This window comes from Mesorhizobium sangaii (genome assembly GCF_014207355.1).
GTDB classification, from domain to species: domain Bacteria; phylum Pseudomonadota; class Alphaproteobacteria; order Rhizobiales; family Rhizobiaceae; genus Mesorhizobium; species Mesorhizobium sangaii.
The window spans coordinates 1,187,260-1,207,646 of the sequence record NZ_JACHEF010000002.1; the positions used below are offsets into that span (position 1 = coordinate 1,187,260).

The following is a 20,387-nucleotide window of genomic DNA, read 5'->3' on the forward strand; positions in this document are numbered from 1 at the left end:
TTTCGGTCGCGGGTTCCTGCCGCAAAACCATGGCCTTATGCGGAACCTGCTTAGACAAGTTCCTCACGATCAAGCCTCGCAAGCCCGTTGTCGGCCAGGCCCTTCAGCAATGCGTCGACGTCGGCCTGGCAGCCCGCCGGGTCGACATTGTAGCGCGCAAGCACGGCGCTGCGGATCTCCGCGATCGACCTGGGCTCCTGGATCAAATCCCAGATGAAGGCGCCGACGCCATTCAGGCTGTAATAGACGTTGGATTTCAGATTGAGGAGCGCCAGGCCATCGCCGAACTCGCAAGCCACGGCATCCTTGGTCGCACTCACACGATTGTGGTCGGCTGAATATCGGTCCGCCAAATCTTGGTCGGATTGCTTCCAGTTCATCCCAAAACCTCGCTTACGCCACGCTTCGCAGTTCCAGGCAATGAAACGGGAGTCGGAGGCAGTGCCCCCGACTCTCTTATTTTTTCAGACCCAGAGCCCCAACGTCGTCACTCTGGAGTGGTTGCGATGGCTTCAGGAAAACGTCAGGTCGCCGATCGGCGTATGCGCGGGAAAAGATACGTCGATCGCCGTGCTGCCGCCGCCGCCCTGGGTGATGGTTTCGATCGAACCATGCACCGTCAGGCTTGGCGTCTCGTATTCTTGCTTTTCAACATTCTGTTCCATTTTACTCTCCAATAAGGACTGGAAACGGCTTGTCGAGTGCCGTCAGCACTTGCATGCTGCACCGCAATAGCTGCATGGCAGCATTTATGAGTCAAGCCTGATTTACCAGGCATTAATCAATTACGGGTTGCGCTCCTCACCCTATATGCGGGTCATGCCTAAAATATGACTACTTCTAGACCGATTCCCTATGTTTGCCGACCATGTCGATGCCGATTCTTTAAGCATTTGATTTTGTTTGAATAAAACTTTTGCCGGGCGCCTATCTTTTAGGCGCCGCTAATGGAGTGAATTTATTCGGCGAATCCATGGCGAGGGCCAACTGAAAACGCCCTGCAGGGGCGGTATTTCAACAGCGGTTTTGATCGCCTTTTCAGAAGTGTCGGTAAACGCTCAGGTTGCAAAATTCTGCACTGCAAAAGGAAAGGCTTTACGCCATCAAGGTTTTTGGTGATGCTTGCTTCGCAGTTGCAGCATACGCACCGCGCAAATCGCTTTTTTGGGAGACTGTGCACTAAATGGCCTTGCCGGATGGTTCCTACGAACGACTGCGCGCCGCCGATTGTGCCGACGAGGTTGCCTATGTGCGGGCCTGCCTGCGGTTGTATTTCGCCGGGGCAGGAGCCACCACGGGCGACGTATCGATGCCCGGCCTTGGCGGAGCCAATGTTGCCGACATCGCCAGGCTGAACAAGGTCGCGACCTTTGTCCTCAAGGCCCTGTCGCGCGCGCCAGCGAGTGACAGACCGCCCGAGCTTTTCCACTGGCTGGACAGCTACCGAAGGAGGACGGTTTCGATGAACGCGTCCTGCATCATGGATTCGATGGCGATCCATGACGTGCTGCGCGAAAGCCGGATCGATTTCGTCTTTCTGAAGGGTCCGTTTCAGCAGCAACTTCTCTATGACGACCACTTCATGAAGCCCTCGGGCGATGTCGACATTTTGGTTTCGCCGGTCGGATATTTCAAGGCGCGGGATGCGCTGCGCTCGATCGGCTACGAGGTGGCCGGCAAGTCGCGCTCCGTCTGGTGGGTTCGCTTCCTCGGCGAACAGCATATGACGCGCGGCGACGGACCGAGGCCGTCCACGGTCGATCTCCACTACCGCCTCCAGCAGCCCGGCTCGCCGAGCCCGCGCGACGCTGACGGGTTTCTGCGGCGAAAGCGGCAGGTCGAAATCGCCGGTGCGACGGTGCCGTTCACCTCGGCCGCCGACACGCTGCTTTTGTCCTGCATCAGTGTCGCCAAGGCGCTGTTCAACCGGGAACCCTGCGCGGGCTATGTCTGTGACGTGCGCGCCTCCGCCGGCCGCCTCGACGAGGCGGACCAGCGGCTTGTGCTCGATGCCGCAATAGCGCAGGGGCTGGACGATACGCTGCTGCTTGGTATACGCGCAGCCGATGTATTGCTCGGCGGTGCCGGCACGCTGCTGTCGGAGCGGGCGACGCGCATCCTGTCACGCATCGGCAACGAGGACCTGCTCAGCATGGTCATGGCGCCGTGGCTGTCGTCGCTTCGGTGGCCGCAGCGGCGAACGGTGCTGTGGGAACTGTGCGGTCGCGCGCCGGTCCGCTATCTGGCGGAAGCCGGCTGGGCGGCGTCCGCCGATATCAGCCGCCGCATCTTTGAACGGCCGGGCGGTCGTTGAATGAACACAGATCTGGCGCTGATGGCAATCGGGCATCGAATGGGTACGGGGCGAACACAAATCGGTATCACCTGTACGAGAGGCTAATCCATGTCGATGACGAAATCCCAGGTCTGCGTGATCATCGCGGCCAAAAACGCGGCAGCGACAATCGCCGTCGCCATCGCGTCCGCGTTGCGCGAACCGGAAGTGGCGGAAGTCGTCGTCGTCGACGACGCATCCACCGACGACACCGCGGCGGTCGCGCGATCCGCCGACGACGGCAGCGGCCGGCTTGCGGTGATGCGCCTCGATGTCAATCGCGGCCCCTCCTACGCCCGCAACGCCGCGATCGCCAGTTCGAGATCGCCGTTCATCAGCATTCTCGACGCCGACGATTTCTTCCTCGAGGGCCGGTTTCGCAACCTGTTTGCCGGCGCCGACTGGGATTTCGCGGCGGACAACATCATGCTCATCAGGGATGATGCGACCGGCGACGCCACGAAAATCGTCGCCCCGCAATTTGCCGCGGATCCGGAATTCCTCGATTTCGAGCGCTTCGTCGAAGGAAATATTTCCAGGCGCAGCGTGCAAAGGGGCGAACTGGGCTTCCTCAAGCCGGTGATCAGCCGCGCCTTCCTCGATCGCCATCGATTGCGTTATGACGAGAGCCTGCGGCTCGGCGAGGACTATGAACTCTACGCCCGCGCGGTCGCTTGCGGGGCGCGCTTCAAGGTCATCCGCTCGTGTGGCTACGGCGCCATCGTCCGTGCCGATTCGCTCAGCGGCCGCCACAAGACGCAGGATCTTAAGCGTCTGGCCGATGCCGATCTGGCGCTGCTGGCAATCGACAGTCTGCCGGAAGGCTCGAAAGCGGTGCTGAGACGGCACGAGCGGCACGTGCGCGACAAGTACCGGCTGCGCAATTTCCTCGACGTCAAGGCCGAGCGCGGGCTGGCATCGGCAGCGGCCTACGCATTCGCCAGCCAATCCAACCTCGTCCCCATCGTCCAGGGCGTGGCGTCCGACAAGCTCGAGGCGCTGTTTCGCCGCGTCGGCTTTGTGTCCAGGCACAAGCACGTGCCGCCATTGCGTTTTTTGATGGCCGGCACCAGCACCGGCAAGGAGCGGTGAAACTGTCTGGCTCGTCCGTGGTTGCCCTGCTGGGTGACAAAACTCATCGCGCAAACCATTTCGGTCGGATTTATGAGTTTACGAACTGGGTGGTTGCCTCGCGGCCCAGACGATGGCAGTCTATGTTGCGGTGCAGCAAATTGGACGACCAGCCGAACTGGCCCCCGATCGGATTGGTCTGATGTCTCTCCCTCTGAGGAGCAGGACAAAGCAGTATGAGTTTTTTGAGCCCCGGCTGCGGGGATCGGCCAGAAGCCCGGCCCGTAGGCCGGCGATGACAGGAATCTGAGTTCATGGCTTCGATATTCGGTTTCAGATCAAGGGATCCAGCCCGTGACCGCCAGACCGATGGTTCACGCCTTGATCGCCTGGCAAAGCTGTTTGAGCAGATCGCGGCCGAGATCGAGGCCGAGAGAGTCGGGTTGGAGAATCGCTATCGGACGAAGGCGACCAACGCCGCTTTCTTGGTCGAAGCGATGGAGAACGGCTCCACCTCCGACCGTCGGTCGTCCGAAGTTAGCGCGCTGACGAAGTCGATCCTGAATTGCGAACGCCGCATCGCGGAGCTGTCGCGCCAGAACGGCATGATGAAAGAACTCCGTCATTCGCTGGATACGGTCTTCGACGAGAATACGGCGTCCGATTCGGCCATCACTGCCGAGTACACCAGACCTGCGGGCGCCGGCAGAGGTTGAAAGTGAGGTTTCGGAATTGTTGCAACAGATTTGATGCGAGGCAGGACAAGGCCAGGAGAGGGTCAAGCAGGAGGTCAAGGTTGGCCCGTTCAGGAAGTGGTTCGAACGTCGACTTTGGGTTGGGGATGCACAGCACAAAGGTGAGTTTGGTATGAATTCGAATCCGAAGACTATGTCGACCATCGCAACCGGCGGAACGCCGTTCACACGCCTGGCCGGACAAGCCGGCCTCAGGCGGTTGAGTGCGATCAGCGCGTTGCTGCTCGCCGCTCTCGGGAGCTTGGTGACGGCCCCCGCCCATGCCCAGGATATTCAGTCGTCGCCTTCATTCGTCGACGATTTCACCAGCTTCAATCGCGAACGCTGGTATGTTTCCGACGGTTGGTCGAACGGCAGCCATCAAAACTGCACCTGGTCGAAAGGCCTTGTCGCGCTTTCCGACGGCGTGCTGTCGCTCGGCTTCGAAAAGCAGAAGCTGAAGGACCGCGACTACGCCTGCGGTGAGATCCAGACCAAGCAACGCTTCGGTTACGGCACCTATGAGGCGCGGATGAAGACCGACACCGGCTCCGGCCTCAATGCGGCGTTCTTCTCCTATATCGGTCCGTCCGACAAGCAGCCCTGGGATGAGATCGACTTCGAGGTCCTGACCAAGGACACCTCCAAGGTGCAAGTCAATGCCTACATCGCCGGCAAGGGCAACAATGAGAAGCTGGTCGACGTGGCGGGCGGCGCCGAAAAGGCCTTCAACGACTATGCCTTCGTCTGGCAGAAGGATAGCTTGCGCTGGTATGTCAACGGCCAGCTGGTCAACACGATTACCGATCCGGCGAAATTGCCGACGCATGCCCAGAAGATATTCTTCAGCCTTTGGGGCAGCGACAAGATGACCGGTTGGATGGGAGCGTTCGCCGATCCAGGCCGCAAGCTCACGCTGGAGATCGATCGCGTTGCGTTCACGGCCTTGGGCGAGCCCTGTCAGTTTCCAGAATCGCTGGCATGCAGCGTAAAGTAGTTCGGAAAGTCGATTTGAACTGGCCGGGCCGAGAGCGGTCCGCAGCCTTGCATGGGAATGAAATCGAATGAATTTGACGGTCTTTGGAATTGGCTATGTCGGTCTCGTGCAGGCAGCGGTGCTTGCCGAAGTCGGGCACCAGGTGGTGTGCGTCGACATCGACGCCAACAAGGTCGAGCGCCTCAACCAGGGGTTCGTTCCGATTTTCGAGCCGGGGCTCGAAAGCCTCGTCAAGGAGAACCACGCCGCTGGCCGTATCAAGTTCACTACCGATGCAGCGGCCGCGGTCAGGCACGGTGAAATCCAGATGATCGCGGTCGGCACGCCGCCGGGCGAGGACGGTTCGGCCGATCTCAAATATGTGCTGGCGGTCGCCGAGACCATCGGTCGTGAGATGGACACCCCCAAGATCATCGTCGGCAAGTCGACCGTGCCGGTCGGCACCTGCGAAAAGGTGAAGGCCAGGGTCGCCGAGACGCTGAAGAAAAGAGGGCGCGAGGACCTGTCCTTCGACGTCGCTTCGAATCCGGAATTCCTCAAGGAGGGTTCCGCGGTTGCCGATTGCATGAAGCCCGACCGCATCATCGTCGGCACCGACAGCGAGGGCACCGAAGCGGTGATGCGCGAGCTCTATGCGCCCTTCAACCGCAACCACGAGAAGATGATCGTGATGGACGTGCGCAGTGCCGAATTCACCAAATACGCCGCCAATTGCATGCTGGCGACCAAGATCAGCTTCATGAACGAGATGGCCAACCTAGCCGAGCAGCTCGGTGCCGACATCGAGGAGGTCCGCAAGGGCATCGGCAGCGATCCCCGCATCGGCTATCACTTCATCTATCCGGGGCTTGGCTATGGCGGCTCGTGCTTCCCCAAGGATGTGCGCGCGCTGATCAAGACCGCCGAAGGCGTCAAGTTCGATGCCAAGCTGCTGCGCGCCGTCGAGGAGCGCAACAACGAGCAGAAATCCGTCCTGTTCGACAAGGTGAACCGCTATTTCAAGGGCAACCTCAAGGGCAAGACCTTTGCGCTGTGGGGGCTGGCCTTCAAGCCCAACACCGACGACATGCGCGAGGCGCCCGCCCGCACGCTGATGGAGGCGCTGTGGAACGCCGGCGCCAATGTGCAGGCCTATGACCCCGAGGCAATGCAGGAATGCCAGCACATCTACGGGCTGCGCGCCGACCTGTTGTTGTGCGGCACCAAGGAAGCCGCGCTGCGCGGCGCCGATGCGCTGCTGATCGCCACCGAATGGAAGAGTTTCCGCGCGCCGTCCTTTGACGCGATGAAGGATGCGCTGACCACGCCAATCATCTTCGATGGGCGCAACCTCTATGACCCGAAGGTCATCGCCCGCCACGGCATCGAATATCACTCGATCGGCAGAATGGCGGCATGAGGCCGGGAGCGAACAGCCGGAAGCGGAATCCGCCGGGCGTGCCCGGCGCGGCAAGGAGTTGTGGCTGATGGTGCTGGACGTAAAGCCCGAGCAAATCACCAGCGATCATTTCGATCTCGTCGCGATCGGTTCCGGCTTCGGCTCGGCCTTCTTCCTGCATGAGTTCGCCAAGCGCCGAAAGGCACGCGTCCTGGTGCTCGAATGGGGCCGGCACAACACCCATGAATGGCAGCTCCAGGAGAATGCCAACACCGACATCGACGACGAGACGACCTACAAGACCAATTCCGACAAGCCGTGGAATTACACCATCGGATTGGGTGGCGGAACGAACTGTTGGTTCGCGCAGACGCCAAGGTTCCATCCCAATGACTTCAGGCTGAAAAGCACCTACGGCATCGGCAATGACTGGCCGATCAGCTATGACGATGTCGAGCCGTTCTACTGCGACGCTGAAGACATCATGTCGATCTCGGGCGATCCCGACATGGCGGCGATGCTGCCGCGCTCGAAGCCGTTTCCGCAGCCGCCGCATCGCATGTCGACGCCGGACCGGATGATGAAGGCGGCGCAGCCCGGCCAGCATTTCGTCATGCCAACGGCGCGGGCGCGTGTGCCGACCGCGCAGCGCACCTCATGCTGTGCCAACCTGCGCTGTTGGCTGTGTCCGGTCGACGCCAAGTTCACCGTCAACAACGGCTTGATGCATGTCTTCGAGCATCCCGACATTTCGGTTTGCCTCGGTGCGGAGGTGCGGCGGCTCGATCACGTCGGTGGCACGGTCCGCTCGGTCACGTTCATGCGTGACGGCAAGGAATACCAGGTCAGCGGCGACCTCTTCATTCTTGGCGCCAATGCCATCCAGAGCGCAGCGATTATGCTGCGGTCCGGCCTGGGCGGTGAATTCGTCGGCCGAGGCCTGCACGAATCCTACGGCTGGAACTTCGAGGTCTATCTCGACGGTGTCGACAATTTCGATGGCAGCACCATCACCACCGGCCTGAACTTCGGCCTCTACGACGGTCCGCACAGATCGGAGCACGCGGCGGCACTGGTCTATTTCGAGAACCGCTGGCAGCACGGAATGCGCGCCGAAAAGGGGCGGCTGCGCCAGGCGCTGCCGCTCGTCGTGGTCACCGAAAACCTGCTCGACCACGAAAATTTCGTCACCCTCGACGAAGACGACAACGCCTTCGTCAGCTTCAAGGCGCCGTCGGACTACGCGGTCAAGGGGATGGCCCGCGCGCTGGAGAAACTGCCTGACCTTCTGGCTCCGCTGCCGGTCGAAAAGCTATTCGATCGTGGCATCCGGCCAACCGAATCGCACGTCCAGGGCACGCTGAGGATGGGAACCGGCCCGGCCGATTCGGTGATCGACAGCGACATGATCCACCACCAGTTGAGAAACCTGGTTGTCGTCGGCACCAGCACCTATCCGAGCTGCTCCTGCGCCAACCCGAGCCTGACCGCCGCGGCCCTCTCCCTGAGGGCGGCGAGCCGCATGGCGTGAGAGGAGGGCATCGGATGATCGAAGTCTCCAGACGCTCGGCCTTGGCCATCGTGGCCGGTGGGGTGGTGTCGACGGGCGTCGCCTTTGCCGCCGTCAGCTCGTTTTCCGATGAGGACCTGGTGCGCATCACCCTCGAAAAGTACCTCGGCAGGCTCAACATCCGTATCGAGCATCTGCAGCAGTTCGTTCTGGAGTTCCGCAACCGTAACCCGTGGATATTTCCCAGCGACAAGCTTAGCGACGCCGTCACCCTGGTCGAGGAGCTCAAATTGGGCGCCGTCCGCCACCTCCTGCCCCAGGAGAAGCGGGAAGATCTGATCCAATTCGATCGCTGGGTCATCGCCGAATTCCATATGCTGACGGACTACGCATGGCGCAGTTCGCCAAATGACCCGATCCGGTTTACCGGCTGGCAATCCTGTACCAATCCGTTCGCGAATCTGGAGCCGCCGAAACTCGCCTGACGTCGAAAGCGAGGCGCCGCCGGTTGCCTCGGAACGAAATACGATATGCGACAAGGAGCCCGATCCCATGAAAGTCCTTTTTGCAGGTGGCAACGGCTATCCGCCCGAGTTCAGCGGCGGCGTTCAGTCGAGCACGCACCATCTGGCTGAACAGCTGATCGAACATGGGCATGAAGCCGCGGTGCTCGCCGCCCTGTTCGGCGATGGTGTCTTCGGCCTCAAGGCGCGCGCCAAGATGAAGTTGTTGCGGCAGCCGGCGGTCGTCGACAGCTATCCTGGTTATCCGGTGGTGCGGGCTTGGTTTCCCTGGGAAGCGGCGGCCTTTGCCGTCGACAGGCTGAAGCCGGACGTGGCCGTCGTCCAGTGTCACAAATCGGTTCCGATCGGCAAGGCGCTGCAGGCGGAGGGCGTGCCTTTGGTCGTCTATCTCCGCAATGTCGAATTCCATGAACTGGGCGGCGACCTGCGCGAGCTGCGTTCCGCGCTTTACATCGCGAATTCCGAGTTCACCGCGCGCACCTACAAGAACGAGTTCGACATCAACGCGACGGTGATCCCGCCGACCATCAATCCGGCGCACTACAGCACGCCGACGACGGGCCAGTTTGTCACGCTGATCAATCCCTATGAGGAAAAGGGTTTCGAGCTTGCAGTGCGCATCGCCGGCGCCTGCCCGGAGATACCTTTCCTGTTCGTCGAAAGCTGGAAGCTGGAAGACGATCATCGGGCGCGGATCGAACAGACGATCGCGCCTTTGGGCAATGTCGTGCTGGAGAACCGCACCAGCGACATGAAGACGGTCTATGGCCGCACCAAGATCCTGCTTGCTCCCAGCAAATGGGAAGAGGCCTGGGGCCGCGTCGCGTCGGAAGCCCATTGCAGCGGAATTCCGGTTGTCGGCTCGCGGCGCGGCGGTCTGCCCGAGGCGATTGGCTCAGGCGGCGTTGTGCTCGACTACGATGCTCCGCTCGCCGACTGGGTCGCGGCCGTCAGGCGGCTGTGGAACGACAGCCAGGAATATGACCGGGTCTCGGGCCTCGCGCGCAGCTTCGCCGGGCGGCCCGAACTGGAACCCGATCGCCAGTTCATCACCTTCTTCTCGATAGTGGACAGGGCAATACAGCAGCGCGCGCGGCAAGCCGCTTAGAGCTGTTCACCGTTTCACGGAAACGGCGAACGGCTCTAACTCTTTGTTTCGACGCAATTCCGGACGGAAAACCGTTTCACACTTTTCCTGGAATTGCTCTAGCCCAAGCTCGCGGCGTCAGCCGCGTAGCAACCCAACTCGCGGCAAGCCTCGTGGCGCCGTGCTGATCAGGCCGGGCGTTTGACCCGGCTCTTCAGCGTCTCGTAACCGCGCGCACCGAGCAGGGCCCGGGCGATGGTCTTCGCGGCGCTCTTGCGACCCTCTTGCGAGTTGATCTGGCGCAGCCTTGCCGGCAGGTTGCGGGCCGCCTGGCCAAGTGCCGGCAGCGACAGCGCGTCGGGAAAACTCACCATATGCGTTTCGACGCACAGCACCGGCTTGCCCGACAGTTCGGTGATCCTCAGTGCCTGCTCGTGCTCGCTTTCGATGAACAGGATGGCATTGGATTTGCGGTAGAAATCGGCCTTGAAACTGCCATGCGCACCAAGCCTCTGCCGCTCCGCCTTGCTCGGCAGATCGAGCATGATCAACTGGTCGTATTTGATCTCGTGCTTGGCGAGCCATGCCTCGGTCAGCGCGCGATATTTCTCCAGCCGGCTGGTGACCAGCCAGCCGATCTTGTGGGTCGCAACATGGAGAGGCCGCGCCTCGCTGAGGAATTTCTCATAGGCCGGGCCATCGTCATTTTCGGCTTCGGTCGGATCCAGGCACAGCACGCCGTCAATGTCGACGCAGCATTGCGCCAGGAATTTGTGATGCATGAAGTTCCACTGGAACATGCGCGGATGCGGCACGACCTCGAAGACGACATCGGTCTCCTGGTGCTGCGGCTGCAGGCCGAACACCGCGGCAAAGGTGAAATCGGCCTTGATGCCGGCCATCTCGATGCGCGAGCGTGCATCGCGCATGGCGTTGCCGCCGGCGACACTGTCGTCGATCACCAGCACCTTGCGCATTTCGGAGACCTTGCGGTCGAGTGCCGCCCGGCGCTTGGTGATGCCCGACGTGTAAATCCGCCCGGCCAGGAAGCTGTCCAGATCGGTCATCGGAATGTTCGCCGCCAGGCTCACCAGCGTCGCCGCGAGCACACCGCTTCTGGGAACGCCGACGACCAGGTCGATGTCGCGCGGGAGCCGGTGCAGGCCCCTGACGATGGCGTCGTTCATGTCGGAAATCGATCGGTAGTGCATGGGTTCAGACCTGGTCCTGGAGTGAATGTCCGTACCTGTCGAGGTCGCGCAAACTATTGCGCCTCGCTTGGTGCTGCCACCGGCAGCCTTGCCGGCAGCATCTTCAAGGCCTCGCGCAGGGCTTCGCGGCCGGATGCGAATGCCAAGGCGACGACGATGGTGATCAGATAGGCGAGAACGGCGCCGCTGGCCAAGCCAATGACATGCTGCTGCGGCAGCAGCGGCTTGACGAACCAGATGGCTGCGAGCGCCAGATGGGCGCCAAGCACGAATGGCGTTGCCGCGCGAAGCACGTGGTGCGCCTGCAGCGGACCGCTCTTGCCGACATAGAGCCACAGGAAGGGCGTCCTCAGATACTCGCTGATCGCATAGGCAATCGCCACGCCCAGCGCGCCATAGGGCAGGCCGAGCGCGAAGGCCAGCACCGACGTCACCGCCGTTATGATGCCCCAGCGCATGAAGTCGCCGGAGCGGCCCTGGCTGACGAAAAGCCATCCCGCCGGGTTGTTGAGCGGCTGCAGCAGTCCGGCAAAGCCGAGCGCCAGGAAAATGTCGGCGCTGGCGCGCCACTGCTCGCCGAGCACGAACGGGATCAGCACGTCCGACATCGCGGTGGCGAAGGCGACGCCGGGAAGCGCCACAAGCAGGATCAGCGGCATGACGCGCAGATAGGCGCTGCGGTAGCGGTCCGGCTCGTCCTTCAGCCTGGACAGCGCCGGAACCATCACCTTCGACAACGGATTCGTGATCTGGCTCAGCGGAAACAAAAGCAGCTTGTAGGCGCGGTCATAAAGGCCGAGCTGGGCTTCGCCCCAGTATTTGCCGATCAGCACATTGTCGAGGTTGCGGGCAAAGAAATTGGCGAAGTTGAAGCCGGTGATGCCGGCACCGAAATTGATCAATTCGCTGATTCCGGCGACCTTGCGCGGCAGGCCGGGACGCCAGCGCGAGCTTGCCCAGTAGCAGAGCGTCGGCAGCACGGAACCGGTCAGCGTGCCGGCAAACAGTGCCCAATAGGAGCGGTCGATGAAAGTCCAGGCGATCGATACGGCGAGCCCCGCAATGGCACTGACTACGTCGATGATGGCCAGCCGGCCGAATTGCATGCGGCGCGTCAAAAGCGCCAGGTGCTGGGCGCCCAACCCATAGGCCATGATCTGCAGCCCGAACGCCGCCACCAGGCCGGCCACGCGCGGCTCGCCGTAGAAAGCGGCGACCAGAGGGGCGGCACCTGCGAGCACGCAGGCCAGAATCGCGCTGACGGCCACATTGATCCAGAAGAGGTAGTTCACCTCCTCATGCCGAATGCCGCTCTTCTGGATTGTCGCCTGGGTCAGGCCGAAATCCTGGAACAGCGCAATGAAGGCCAACACCGGCGCGCACATCGCCACGACGCCGAAGTCCTGCGGCGACAAAAGCCGCGACAGCACGATGACGGATATGATCTGTGTCGCGACCCGCACCGATTGCGCCATGGCCGTGACAACCGCGCCGCGCCCGACGGATTTGCGCAGGGAGCCTTCCGGCGGATCGAATGCATTGGCTTCCAAATTCAGGATTCCTGACTTTTGTGCGGATTTCCGACCCCGAAAAATCCACCACCGCCGCCAACGACAAACTACGGCAATAATTTTGCAGTGCAACAGAAAAGGTGGATCGTCGCGCCAAAAATGTTGCGATGCAGCAAGAGCTGTACTAGGTTCTCCTTGGGTGGGCCAACAGCGGTCGAGTTTTCATGCTGCATGTCTTGTACCTTGTGCACGACGTCTCCGATCCGGCCGTGCGCCGGAGGATCATAATGCTCAGGGCAGGTGGGGCCGAGGTCACGTTGGCCGGCTTCCGTCGCACCACGAATCCGATTGCGGATATCGAGGGGTTGCGGCCGATCGACCTTGGCGCGACGCGTGACGGGCGATTCGGCCAGCGGCTCGCGGCGATCGCCAAGGCCGCGTTCTCGATCGGCTCCAGGCTTGGCGACACGCCCAGGCCCGATCTCATCATCGCGCGCAATCTGGAAATGCTGGCGCTTGCCCGTCGTGCCAGATCCGCCTTCGGTGCATCGGTTCCGATCGTATACGAGTGCCTCGACATTCATCGCCTTGTGCTTCGCAAAGATGTCCTGGGCAAGGCATTGCGCGCCGTCGAACGCTTCCTGGCCAGGGACGTGAAGCTGCTGGTGACCAGCTCGCCTGCCTTCATCGCCAATTATTTCAAGCCGTTCGGCCAGGTCGCGGCGCCGATCGAGCTGGTCGAGAACAAGTATTTCGAGGCAGCCGCGATTCTGCCCGGCAGTCCTCAGGCCCCCGGTGGTTCTGAGGCGCCCGGTGATTCTGAGACGGTTGAGAGTCCCGTCGGACCGCCATGGCGAATCGGCTGGTTCGGCGCGCTGCGCTGCCGCCGCTCGCTCGAACTGCTGGCCGATTTCTCCCGCCGGATGGAGGGACGCTTCGAGGTCGTGCTGCGCGGCCGTCCGGCCCTGTCTGAATTCCCGGATTTCCATGCCTTCGTCGAATCAGAGCCGTGGCTTTCCTTTGGCGGGCCCTATCGCAACCCGGAGGACATGGCGTCGATCTATGGCGACGTCCATTTTTCCTGGGCGATCGATTTCTTCGAAGCGGGACAGAATTCCGAATGGCTCCTGCCCAACCGTCTTTACGAAGGCTGCCGCTTCGGCGCGGTGCCGATCTCGATGGGCGACACCGAAACCGGGCGGTTCCTCAGCAAGCAGGATATCGGCATTCTCTTGCCGGAGGCTTCGTCCGAGGAACTCGAAGCGACGCTTGGCAAGATGGATGAGCATCGTTTCGCCAGGTTGAAGGCGCATGTTCGTGCCCGCAACCCGAGGACCTGGAGCTACGACCGCAGCGATTGCCGAGCGCTTGTCGAGCGGCTGCGCAGCCTGACCGCCGTATCCGGTTCGTTTGCAGCCGAGGCATTGGCATAGGATGACTGAACATGGACAGAGGCTGATGACGCAGGCTAAAAAAACTTCATCCAGCCTGATCGTTATTCCGTGCCTGAACGAAGCGGCCCATATCGGTGTGCTGCTCGATCAACTGCGCCCCGCCGCCGCGAGGCTTGGCGCCAGGATCATCGTCGTCGACGGTGGCAGCGCCGACGGCACGCTGGCTATCGTCAAGGACATCGCAAGCAAGGATCCGCGCGTTATCCTGCTTCACAACGAACGGCGCATCCAGAGCGCAGCGATAAACCTCGCCGTCGGCACCTTCGGCGAAGGTGCCGACTATCTCATCCGCATCGATGCGCATGGCGGCTATCCCGACGACTATTGCGACCGGCTGGTCGAGGAGGCATTGGCCACAGGAGCGGATTCGGTTGTCGTTTCGATGCTGACCAGCGGCAGCAGCACCGTGCAGAAGGCTGCCGCGGCGGCACAGAATTCCAAGCTCGGCACCGGCGGCTCCAAGCACCGGCACCGCTCAGCTGGAGAGTGGGTCGATCACGGCCATCACGCGCTGATGCGGATATCGGCGTTCGGTTCTGTCGGTGGCTATGACGAGACGTTCACCCACAACGAGGATGCCGAGCTGGACTACAGGCTGAGACAGGCCGGCTACAAGATCTGGATGAGCGGCAAGACGCATATGATCTACTACCCGCGCACCTCGCTCAGCGGCCTCTATTTCCAGTATCTCGGCTATGGTCGCGGCCGCGCCAAGAATGTGCTGAAGCACCGCGTCATCCCGAAGGTCCGTCAGATGGTGCCGCTCCTGGTGTTTCCGGTCGTGCTGCTGGCGGCGCTCTCATTCGTGCACTGGCTCGCAGCGGTGCCGCTGCTGCTGTGGGCCTCGGTGTGCCAGGGTTACGGCCTGTGGACGGCCATCCGCCAACGCAATGCCGATATCGCGCTTGCCGGCGTCTCGGCGATGGTCATGCACCTTGGCTGGTCGATCGGCTTCTGGCTTCAACTTCTCGGCCTCGGGTCGCGGCGCGGTGTGGCGTGATGGCCAACAACCTCACCATCGACATCGGCGTTTGCACGTTCCGGCGGCCGGAACTGGCCGACACGTTGCGCTCGCTCGACGCCATGCAGATGCCTGCCGGGTTCGATATCAGCATCATCGTCGCCGACAACGACGACACGCCGACCGCCCGGGAACTGGTGACGGCGCTGTCGCGGGAACTGGCGGTGCCGGTCCGCTATCAGCATTGCCCGGCGCGCAACATTTCGATCGCCCGCAACGCTTGCCTCGACGCCAGCACAGCGGATTTCGTCGCTTTCATCGACGATGACGAGACGGCCACGCCGCGCTGGCTCGCCGAACTGGTCGCGACGGCGCAAGCGAGCGGTGCGGCCGCCGTGCTCGGCCCGGTCCGGGCGCGCTATCGTCCGGATGCGCCGGACTGGATGCGGCGCGGCGACTTCCATTCGACCTTGCCCGTCTGGGTGCGCGGCGAGATCCAGACCGGCTACACCTGCAATGTGCTGCTGAGGACCGGTGCGGACAGCCTGCGTGGCCGCCGTTTCAGCCTGGCGCGCGGCCAGACCGGCGGCGAGGACACCGAGTTCTTCGACCAGATGCACAAAGCGGGCGGCCGCATCGCCTTTTCGCCCGACGCCTGGGTCGACGAGGTGGTGCCGCGCTCGAGGGCGGCGTTCGACTGGCTCGGCCGCCGCCGCTTCCGCGTCGGGCAGACACACGGGCATCTTCTGGGACGCAACGCGCGCGGCATCGGCCTGGTCAAGCAGGTCGGCCTGGCGTCGGCAAAGGCCATCTATTGCTTCGCCTCGGCACTTCCGGTCGTGATCAGCCCGGTTCGACGGAACCGCAGCGTGCTGCGCGGCATTATGCATGTCGGTGTCGTCAGCGGCCTTGTCGGCATCCGCGAAATCCGCCTCTACGGCCAGCCTTCGCCGCAGGAAGGGGGCAAGCGTGCAGCCTGACGTCAGCTTTGTCATCGCCGCCTACAACGCCGAGGCAACCCTCGACCGGGCGATCGCCAGCGCCATCGCGCAGAAAAACGTCAGCGTCGAGATCATCGTCGTCGACGACAAGTCGCGCGACGCGACGCTCGACGTGGCGCGGGCCTATCCGCAAGATATCGTCCGCGTCATTGCTCTGGCCAGCAATCGCGGTCCCGGCGGCGCCAGGAATGCCGGGCTCGATGTCGCCCGCGGCAGATGGATCGCGGTTCTCGATTCCGACGACGCCGTTTTTCCCGACCGCATCGCGGCCATGATCGCTCGTGCCGAAAAGGCAGGCGCCGAGATTGCCGTCGACAATTTACAGGTCATTCGCGAGGACGGTGTCGTCGAGGACGCGATGTTTCCGACGCGCTATCTGGAGGATCTGAGCGAAATCTCGCTGGCCAGCTACATCGCCGGCAACGTCGTTTTCGAATCGAAATTCAATCTCGGCTACCTCAAGCCGATCTTCCAGCGCGCGTTCCTGGACGAAAACGAGCTTCGCTATGATGAAAAACTGAGCATTGGTGAAGATTACATCCTGCTCGCCAACGCCTTGGCCAAGGGCGGCAAATGCGTGGTGGAGCCGGCGATCGGCTATGCCTATCATATCCGCAGCGGCTCCATCTCCCGCGTGCTCGAGCTTCACCACGTCGAAGCGATGCGCAAGGCAGATGCCGTGTTCGCTCAAACCCATTCGATGGACGAGGCCGCGCAAGTCGCGTTCGCCCGGCGCAGCCGCAGCCTGCGCAAGGCCGCATCGTTCCTGTCCATGGTTCAGCACATCAAGGCGCGGTCCCCGCTCAAGGCGATCCGGACTGCGCTCAGCGACCCGGCGGCGGTCAGGCATATGGGCATGCCGATCGCCGTGCGGTTGCGAAGAGTAGCGGCGCAGTTTGCCGTTGGGGCGGGGAGGTGAAGATGCAGGCACATGGAGGGATTTTTCGTGGCCTGTGAACGGACTGAAGTCGATCTCCTCAGAAGGAATTTGCAATGAAGAAAATCAGGAAGGCCGTGATACCGGTGGCGGGGCTTGGAACACGGTTCCTGCCGGCGACCAAGTCGATGCCGAAGGAAATGCTCCCCGTCGTCGACAGGCCTGTCGTGCAATATGCGGTGGACGAGGCCTTCGAGGCGGGCATCGAGCACATCGTGTTCGTCACCGGCCGCAACAAGGCGGTAATCGAGGACTATTTCGACCTCCATCCGGAATTGATCGGAACTCTCGAACAGACCGGCAAGACTGCGCAATTGCAGTCGCTGGAAAGCCTTTTGCCGGTGGCTGGCGCCACCAGCTTCATCCGCCAGCAATCGCCGCAAGGCCTCGGCCATGCCGTCTGGTGCGCGCGCGAAGTCATCGGCAACGAGCCCTTCGCCCTGCTTTTGCCGGACATGGTGTCGTTCGGTGGCCGCGGATGCCTGGCCGAGATCGTCGACCTCTATGCTGAAACCGGCGGCAACGTGATCGCCGTCGAGCGCTGCGATCCGACCGAGACCAACAAATACGGCATCGTCGGCCGTGGCGCCGATATAGGCGGCGGCTTCGAGGTGACGGCCATGGTCGAAAAGCCGGCGCCGGCCAACGCGCCGTCGAACTTCTACATCAACGGCCGCTACATCCTGCAGCCCGAGATTTTCGCGCTTCTGGGCAATCAGCAGCGCGGCGCCGGCAACGAGATCCAGTTGACGGACGCCATGGTCCGGCTGTCGCGGGACCAGGCGTTCTTCGCCCAGCCTTTCAAGGGCCGCATGTTCGACTGCGGTTCCAAGGAAGGGTTCATCCAGGCCAACATCGCCTTCGCGCTGGCGCGCGACGACATGAAGGGCCCGATTTTCGAGATGCTTCAGGAGTTCGTCCGGTCGCATGAACGCCAGGAAGAAGCCGCATAATACCCATGTTTCGGGAGCATTTACAGCTGGCTGGCGACGCGGGGCGATAGTTCCCGCGCCGTCTGGCACGAAGCTTGCGTTTTGTTGCGCAATGCTCCCGATCTTCGCGGCTGTGCAAGCCACGGCATGATCCCGAAAAATGACCACCGGTTTTCGGAAAAGATCATGCTCAAACACTGAGATGGATCCCCATCCCGATCATCGGGATGGAACAGGCTCTGGAATTGGACCGAAGATGAATTATGCCAACTTTCCTCTCGACAAGAGGATGCCATTGCCGAATTCGGACGCAGGAGGCGGCGAAGACTTCATCGACATCGAGCGGCTGCTTGGCATGGCCGCACGGCAAGCCAAGGTGGTTGCCGTGTGCGCCATCATCGGTCTCTTTCTGGGCCTCCTCTATCTGCAGACCACGCCACCCCAATATCAGTCGGTCTCAAGCGTGCTGATCGACGAAGGCTTGAACAAGATCGTCGATGACATCTCGGCGGCGTCGACAACCATGCAGACCGATTCCGCCATCCTGAGCCAGATCGAAATCCTGACCTCGACGCGGCTTGCCGCCGTGGTCGTCGACAAGCTGAAGCTCGACCAGAACGATGCCTTCATGAATCCACCCGTATCGGCTCTCGCGAAGGGCGTCGGTCTGGTCCGGAGTCTGATCCAGTATGTTCGCCCTAGCAGCCCTGTCATGCCGGGCGTTGGTGACATCAGCAAGCTCGACCCCGCCGCCCGCGATGCACTGATCGCCACGTCCAGTCGCGACTACGCGATTCTCAAGCTGCAGAGCGAGGTGCGGGCGGAGCGCACGGGGCGAAGCTACGTCATCGCCCTCGGCTATCAGTCAACGGATCCGGCCCTGGCCCATGCGATCACCAAAGCCTATGCCGATGCCTATCTCGCCGATCAGCTCGATGCCAGCTTCGACGCCACCGAGCGGGCGGCGGTCTGGCTGCAGGGACGATTGACGGAATTGCGCGAGAGCTCGCAGGCGGCATCGCTCGCGGTCGAGAAATTCAGGGCCGAACATGGCCTGGCCGCCAACAGCGATGGCCAGCTGATGAGCGACAAGCAACTGTCCGATCTCAACGCCCAGCTCATCGTCGCGCAGGCCGACACCGCACGCGCCAGTGCCCGCTACCAGCAATACAAGGCGATTGTCGAAAGCGGCTCCGACAACGCGTTCAAGGATGCCGCCATATCCAGCGACCAGCCGAGCAGTTCGGTCATCGCGGCGCTCAAGACCCGCTACCTCACTGTCTCCAAGAGGCTGCAGGACGTCGAGGCGAATTTCGGCGCCCAGCATCCGCAGGCGGTGGCGCTGGCCAAGGAGAAGGCCGACATATCGACACAGATCTTCGGCGAACTGAAGCAGCTGACCGAAAGCTATCGCAACGAGTATGAAGTGGCGCTGGCGCGCGAGACCGCGCTCAGGGCCAATGTCGCGGCCGCACAAGGCAAGAGTTCCGTCGACAACCAGACGCAAGTCAAGCTGCGGGAACTCGATCAGCAGGCGACGGCGCTCACCACGCTCTATCAGACGTTCCTCGGCCGCTACGAGGAAGCCGCGCAGCAGCAATCCTTCCCGGTCGGCAAGATCCGCATCATCTCCGACGCCTCGATGCCGCTCGCCGCGTCAAGCCCACGCACGGTCATCGTGCTTGGACTTTCGCTGGTGCTTGGCACGCTGATGGGCGCCGGCTTCGGCGGCCTGAATGAATTCAACGAACGTTTCTTCAGGACCGGCGAGGAGGTGCGCGACCGCGTCGGTCTGAAATTCCTCGGCTATCTGCCGACGATCGGTGGCAAGCTCGGCAAGGAAGAAAAGCCGGGCGAGACCCAGGTGGATGCCAAGACCGCCAAATCGCTGTCGGCGGCCGAAAGGCGGGCGCGCATGCGGGTGAGTATCGATTCGCCTGCGTCGATGTTCTCCGAAACGCTGCGCAGCACCAAGATCGCCTTCGACGTCGTGATGGAAGGGCAAGGCAGCCGCGTCATCGGCGTCATCTCGGTGCTTCCCGGCGAGGGCAAGTCGACGGTCGCGGCAAATCTCGCTGGATTGCTTGCCGCCAACGGCGCCAAGACGCTGCTGATCGACGGCGACCTGCGCAACCCCGGCCTCAGCCGCGGCCTCGGCATGGAAGCCGAGCAAGGTTTGATGGAAGCCGTGGTCAACGGCCAGGCCTGGCAGTCCGTCGGCAAGATCGACCGGCAGACGAAGCTGGCAATCATCCCGGCCGTGCTGCGCGGGCACTTCTCGCACACCAGCGAACTTCTCTCCTCGGCCGGGATGCGGCGCTTTGTCGAGAACGCCAAGGAGACCTTCGAATACATCGTCGTCGATCTGCCGCCGCTCGGACCGGTGGTCGATGCCAAGGCGTTCGCGCCGCTGGTCGACGGGTTTGTGCTCGTCACCGAATGGGGGCGCACGCCCCGCGCGATGGTGAGGTCGATGCTGGAGTCCGAACCCTATGTCGCCAACAAGATCATCGGCGCGGTGCTGAACAAGGTCGATCTGAAGAAGCTGGCCAAATATGGATCGTTTGGCGGCTCCGAGAAATTCTTCGATAAATACTCGAGCTACTATCTGGAAAAGTCGGAAGTGCGCAGCAAGGCAAAGGCAACGGTCTGACGTTGTCCAAGTAGGCCCTTTCGAAAGCGCATTGCGTTGAAACAGGGCCGGTCGACGCGGCTTGATTCGTTACTTTATGCATCCCCCAAAC

Annotated in this window: 18 protein-coding genes; 14 read left to right on the forward strand and 4 right to left on the reverse strand. The window is 62.0% G+C overall.

Going from position 1 to position 20,387, the window contains the following annotated elements; genetic code table 11:
• Positions 1-50 precede the first annotated feature (50 nt).
• The gene (locus HNQ71_RS14795) at positions 51-320 is read right to left on the reverse strand and encodes a PqqD family protein (RefSeq protein ID WP_343068167.1); all 270 of its coding nucleotides are present in this window, start codon (positions 318-320) and stop codon (positions 51-53) included.
• Positions 321-512: 192 nt separating this feature from the next.
• Complete coding sequence (locus HNQ71_RS14800; RefSeq protein WP_184873251.1) at positions 513-665, reverse strand: lasso peptide; 153 nt, start codon at positions 663-665, stop codon at positions 513-515.
• A gap of 518 nt (positions 666-1,183) precedes the next feature.
• Between HNQ71_RS14800 and HNQ71_RS14805 the strand changes: the two genes are divergently transcribed.
• The 8 genes from HNQ71_RS14805 to HNQ71_RS14840 all read left to right on the forward strand — a co-directional run bounded on the left by HNQ71_RS14805 (position 1,184) and on the right by HNQ71_RS14840 (position 9,657).
• A complete protein-coding gene (locus HNQ71_RS14805; RefSeq protein ID WP_184873252.1) occupies positions 1,184-2,314 on the forward strand; it encodes a nucleotidyltransferase family protein in 1,131 nt (376 codons plus the stop codon).
• Positions 2,315-2,404: 90 nt separating this feature from the next.
• Positions 2,405-3,427: a glycosyltransferase family 2 protein gene (locus tag HNQ71_RS14810; protein ID WP_184873253.1), complete on the forward strand. Its 1,023-nt coding sequence runs from the start codon at positions 2,405-2,407 to the stop codon at positions 3,425-3,427.
• Between the two features lie 293 nt (positions 3,428-3,720).
• The gene (locus tag HNQ71_RS14815; protein ID WP_184873254.1) at positions 3,721-4,122 is read left to right on the forward strand and encodes a hypothetical protein; all 402 of its coding nucleotides are present in this window, start codon (positions 3,721-3,723) and stop codon (positions 4,120-4,122) included.
• Between the two features lie 151 nt (positions 4,123-4,273).
• Positions 4,274-5,137, forward strand: coding sequence for an endo-1,3-1,4-beta-glycanase ExoK (gene exoK / locus HNQ71_RS14820; RefSeq protein ID WP_184873255.1), 864 nt, complete (start codon positions 4,274-4,276; stop codon positions 5,135-5,137).
• A gap of 67 nt (positions 5,138-5,204) precedes the next feature.
• Positions 5,205-6,536, forward strand: a complete 1,332-nt coding sequence (locus tag HNQ71_RS14825; protein ID WP_184873256.1) for a UDP-glucose dehydrogenase family protein — start codon at positions 5,205-5,207, stop codon at positions 6,534-6,536.
• 67 nt (positions 6,537-6,603) lie between these two features.
• Positions 6,604-8,046, forward strand: a complete 1,443-nt coding sequence (locus tag HNQ71_RS14830) for a GMC oxidoreductase (protein WP_184873257.1) — start codon at positions 6,604-6,606, stop codon at positions 8,044-8,046.
• Between the two features lie 14 nt (positions 8,047-8,060).
• Positions 8,061-8,510, forward strand: a complete 450-nt coding sequence (locus tag HNQ71_RS14835) for a hypothetical protein (RefSeq protein ID WP_184873258.1) — start codon at positions 8,061-8,063, stop codon at positions 8,508-8,510.
• Positions 8,511-8,577: 67 nt separating this feature from the next.
• A complete protein-coding gene (locus tag HNQ71_RS14840; RefSeq protein ID WP_184873259.1) occupies positions 8,578-9,657 on the forward strand; it encodes a glycosyltransferase in 1,080 nt (359 codons plus the stop codon).
• Positions 9,658-9,824: 167 nt separating this feature from the next.
• Here the strand turns inward: HNQ71_RS14840 and HNQ71_RS14845 are convergent, their stop codons facing one another.
• Together HNQ71_RS14845 and HNQ71_RS14850 are read right to left on the reverse strand one after the other, a co-directional pair.
• Positions 9,825-10,847 (reverse strand): phosphoribosyltransferase, encoded by a 1,023-nt coding sequence (locus HNQ71_RS14845; RefSeq protein WP_184873260.1) that lies wholly within the window; start codon positions 10,845-10,847, stop codon positions 9,825-9,827.
• A gap of 53 nt (positions 10,848-10,900) precedes the next feature.
• The gene (locus HNQ71_RS14850; protein WP_184873261.1) at positions 10,901-12,397 is read right to left on the reverse strand and encodes a lipopolysaccharide biosynthesis protein; all 1,497 of its coding nucleotides are present in this window, start codon (positions 12,395-12,397) and stop codon (positions 10,901-10,903) included.
• A 185-nt stretch (positions 12,398-12,582) separates the two neighbouring features.
• Here HNQ71_RS14850 and HNQ71_RS14855 point away from each other — a divergent pair, with 185 nt between their 5' ends.
• From HNQ71_RS14855 to HNQ71_RS14880, 6 genes are all read left to right on the forward strand, one after another.
• Entirely contained in the window at positions 12,583-13,791 is a 1,209-nt protein-coding gene (locus tag HNQ71_RS14855) for a glycosyltransferase (protein WP_184873262.1), read from the forward strand.
• Between the two features lie 25 nt (positions 13,792-13,816).
• A complete protein-coding gene (locus HNQ71_RS14860) occupies positions 13,817-14,812 on the forward strand; it encodes a glycosyltransferase family 2 protein (protein ID WP_184873263.1) in 996 nt (331 codons plus the stop codon).
• Positions 14,812-15,753 (forward strand): glycosyltransferase family 2 protein, encoded by a 942-nt coding sequence (locus HNQ71_RS14865; protein WP_184873264.1) that lies wholly within the window; start codon positions 14,812-14,814, stop codon positions 15,751-15,753. Before HNQ71_RS14860 ends, HNQ71_RS14865 begins: the two co-directional genes overlap by 1 nt.
• Positions 15,743-16,693 carry a glycosyltransferase gene (locus tag HNQ71_RS14870; RefSeq protein WP_184873265.1) on the forward strand — a complete coding sequence of 317 codons (951 nt, stop codon included), beginning with the start codon at positions 15,743-15,745 and terminating at the stop codon, positions 16,691-16,693. The genes HNQ71_RS14865 and HNQ71_RS14870 overlap by 11 nt, the downstream gene beginning before the upstream one ends.
• Positions 16,694-16,767: 74 nt before the next feature.
• Positions 16,768-17,664 carry a UTP--glucose-1-phosphate uridylyltransferase gene (locus tag HNQ71_RS14875; protein WP_184873266.1) on the forward strand — a complete coding sequence of 299 codons (897 nt, stop codon included), beginning with the start codon at positions 16,768-16,770 and terminating at the stop codon, positions 17,662-17,664.
• A 235-nt stretch (positions 17,665-17,899) separates the two neighbouring features.
• Positions 17,900-20,296 (forward strand): polysaccharide biosynthesis tyrosine autokinase, encoded by a 2,397-nt coding sequence (locus HNQ71_RS14880; protein ID WP_184873267.1) that lies wholly within the window; start codon positions 17,900-17,902, stop codon positions 20,294-20,296.
• Positions 20,297-20,387: the final 91 nt, after the last annotated feature.

Coding starts and splice junctions, on each gene's coding strand:
- HNQ71_RS14800 (WP_184873251.1), bottom strand. CDS start 665: ATGGAACAGAATGTTGAAAAGCAAGAATACGAGACGCCAAGCCTGACG.
- HNQ71_RS14805 (WP_184873252.1), top strand. CDS start 1,184: ATGGCCTTGCCGGATGGTTCCTACGAACGACTGCGCGCCGCCGATTGT.
- HNQ71_RS14810 (WP_184873253.1), top strand. CDS start 2,405: ATGTCGATGACGAAATCCCAGGTCTGCGTGATCATCGCGGCCAAAAAC.
- HNQ71_RS14815 (WP_184873254.1), top strand. CDS start 3,721: ATGGCTTCGATATTCGGTTTCAGATCAAGGGATCCAGCCCGTGACCGC.
- exoK (WP_184873255.1), top strand. CDS start 4,274: ATGAATTCGAATCCGAAGACTATGTCGACCATCGCAACCGGCGGAACG.
- HNQ71_RS14825 (WP_184873256.1), top strand. CDS start 5,205: ATGAATTTGACGGTCTTTGGAATTGGCTATGTCGGTCTCGTGCAGGCA.
- HNQ71_RS14830 (WP_184873257.1), top strand. CDS start 6,604: ATGGTGCTGGACGTAAAGCCCGAGCAAATCACCAGCGATCATTTCGAT.
- HNQ71_RS14835 (WP_184873258.1), top strand. CDS start 8,061: ATGATCGAAGTCTCCAGACGCTCGGCCTTGGCCATCGTGGCCGGTGGG.
- HNQ71_RS14840 (WP_184873259.1), top strand. CDS start 8,578: ATGAAAGTCCTTTTTGCAGGTGGCAACGGCTATCCGCCCGAGTTCAGC.
- HNQ71_RS14845 (WP_184873260.1), bottom strand. CDS start 10,847: ATGCACTACCGATCGATTTCCGACATGAACGACGCCATCGTCAGGGGC.
- HNQ71_RS14855 (WP_184873262.1), top strand. CDS start 12,583: ATGCTGCATGTCTTGTACCTTGTGCACGACGTCTCCGATCCGGCCGTG.
- HNQ71_RS14860 (WP_184873263.1), top strand. CDS start 13,817: ATGACGCAGGCTAAAAAAACTTCATCCAGCCTGATCGTTATTCCGTGC.
- HNQ71_RS14865 (WP_184873264.1), top strand. CDS start 14,812: ATGGCCAACAACCTCACCATCGACATCGGCGTTTGCACGTTCCGGCGG.
- HNQ71_RS14875 (WP_184873266.1), top strand. CDS start 16,768: ATGAAGAAAATCAGGAAGGCCGTGATACCGGTGGCGGGGCTTGGAACA.
- HNQ71_RS14880 (WP_184873267.1), top strand. CDS start 17,900: ATGAATTATGCCAACTTTCCTCTCGACAAGAGGATGCCATTGCCGAAT.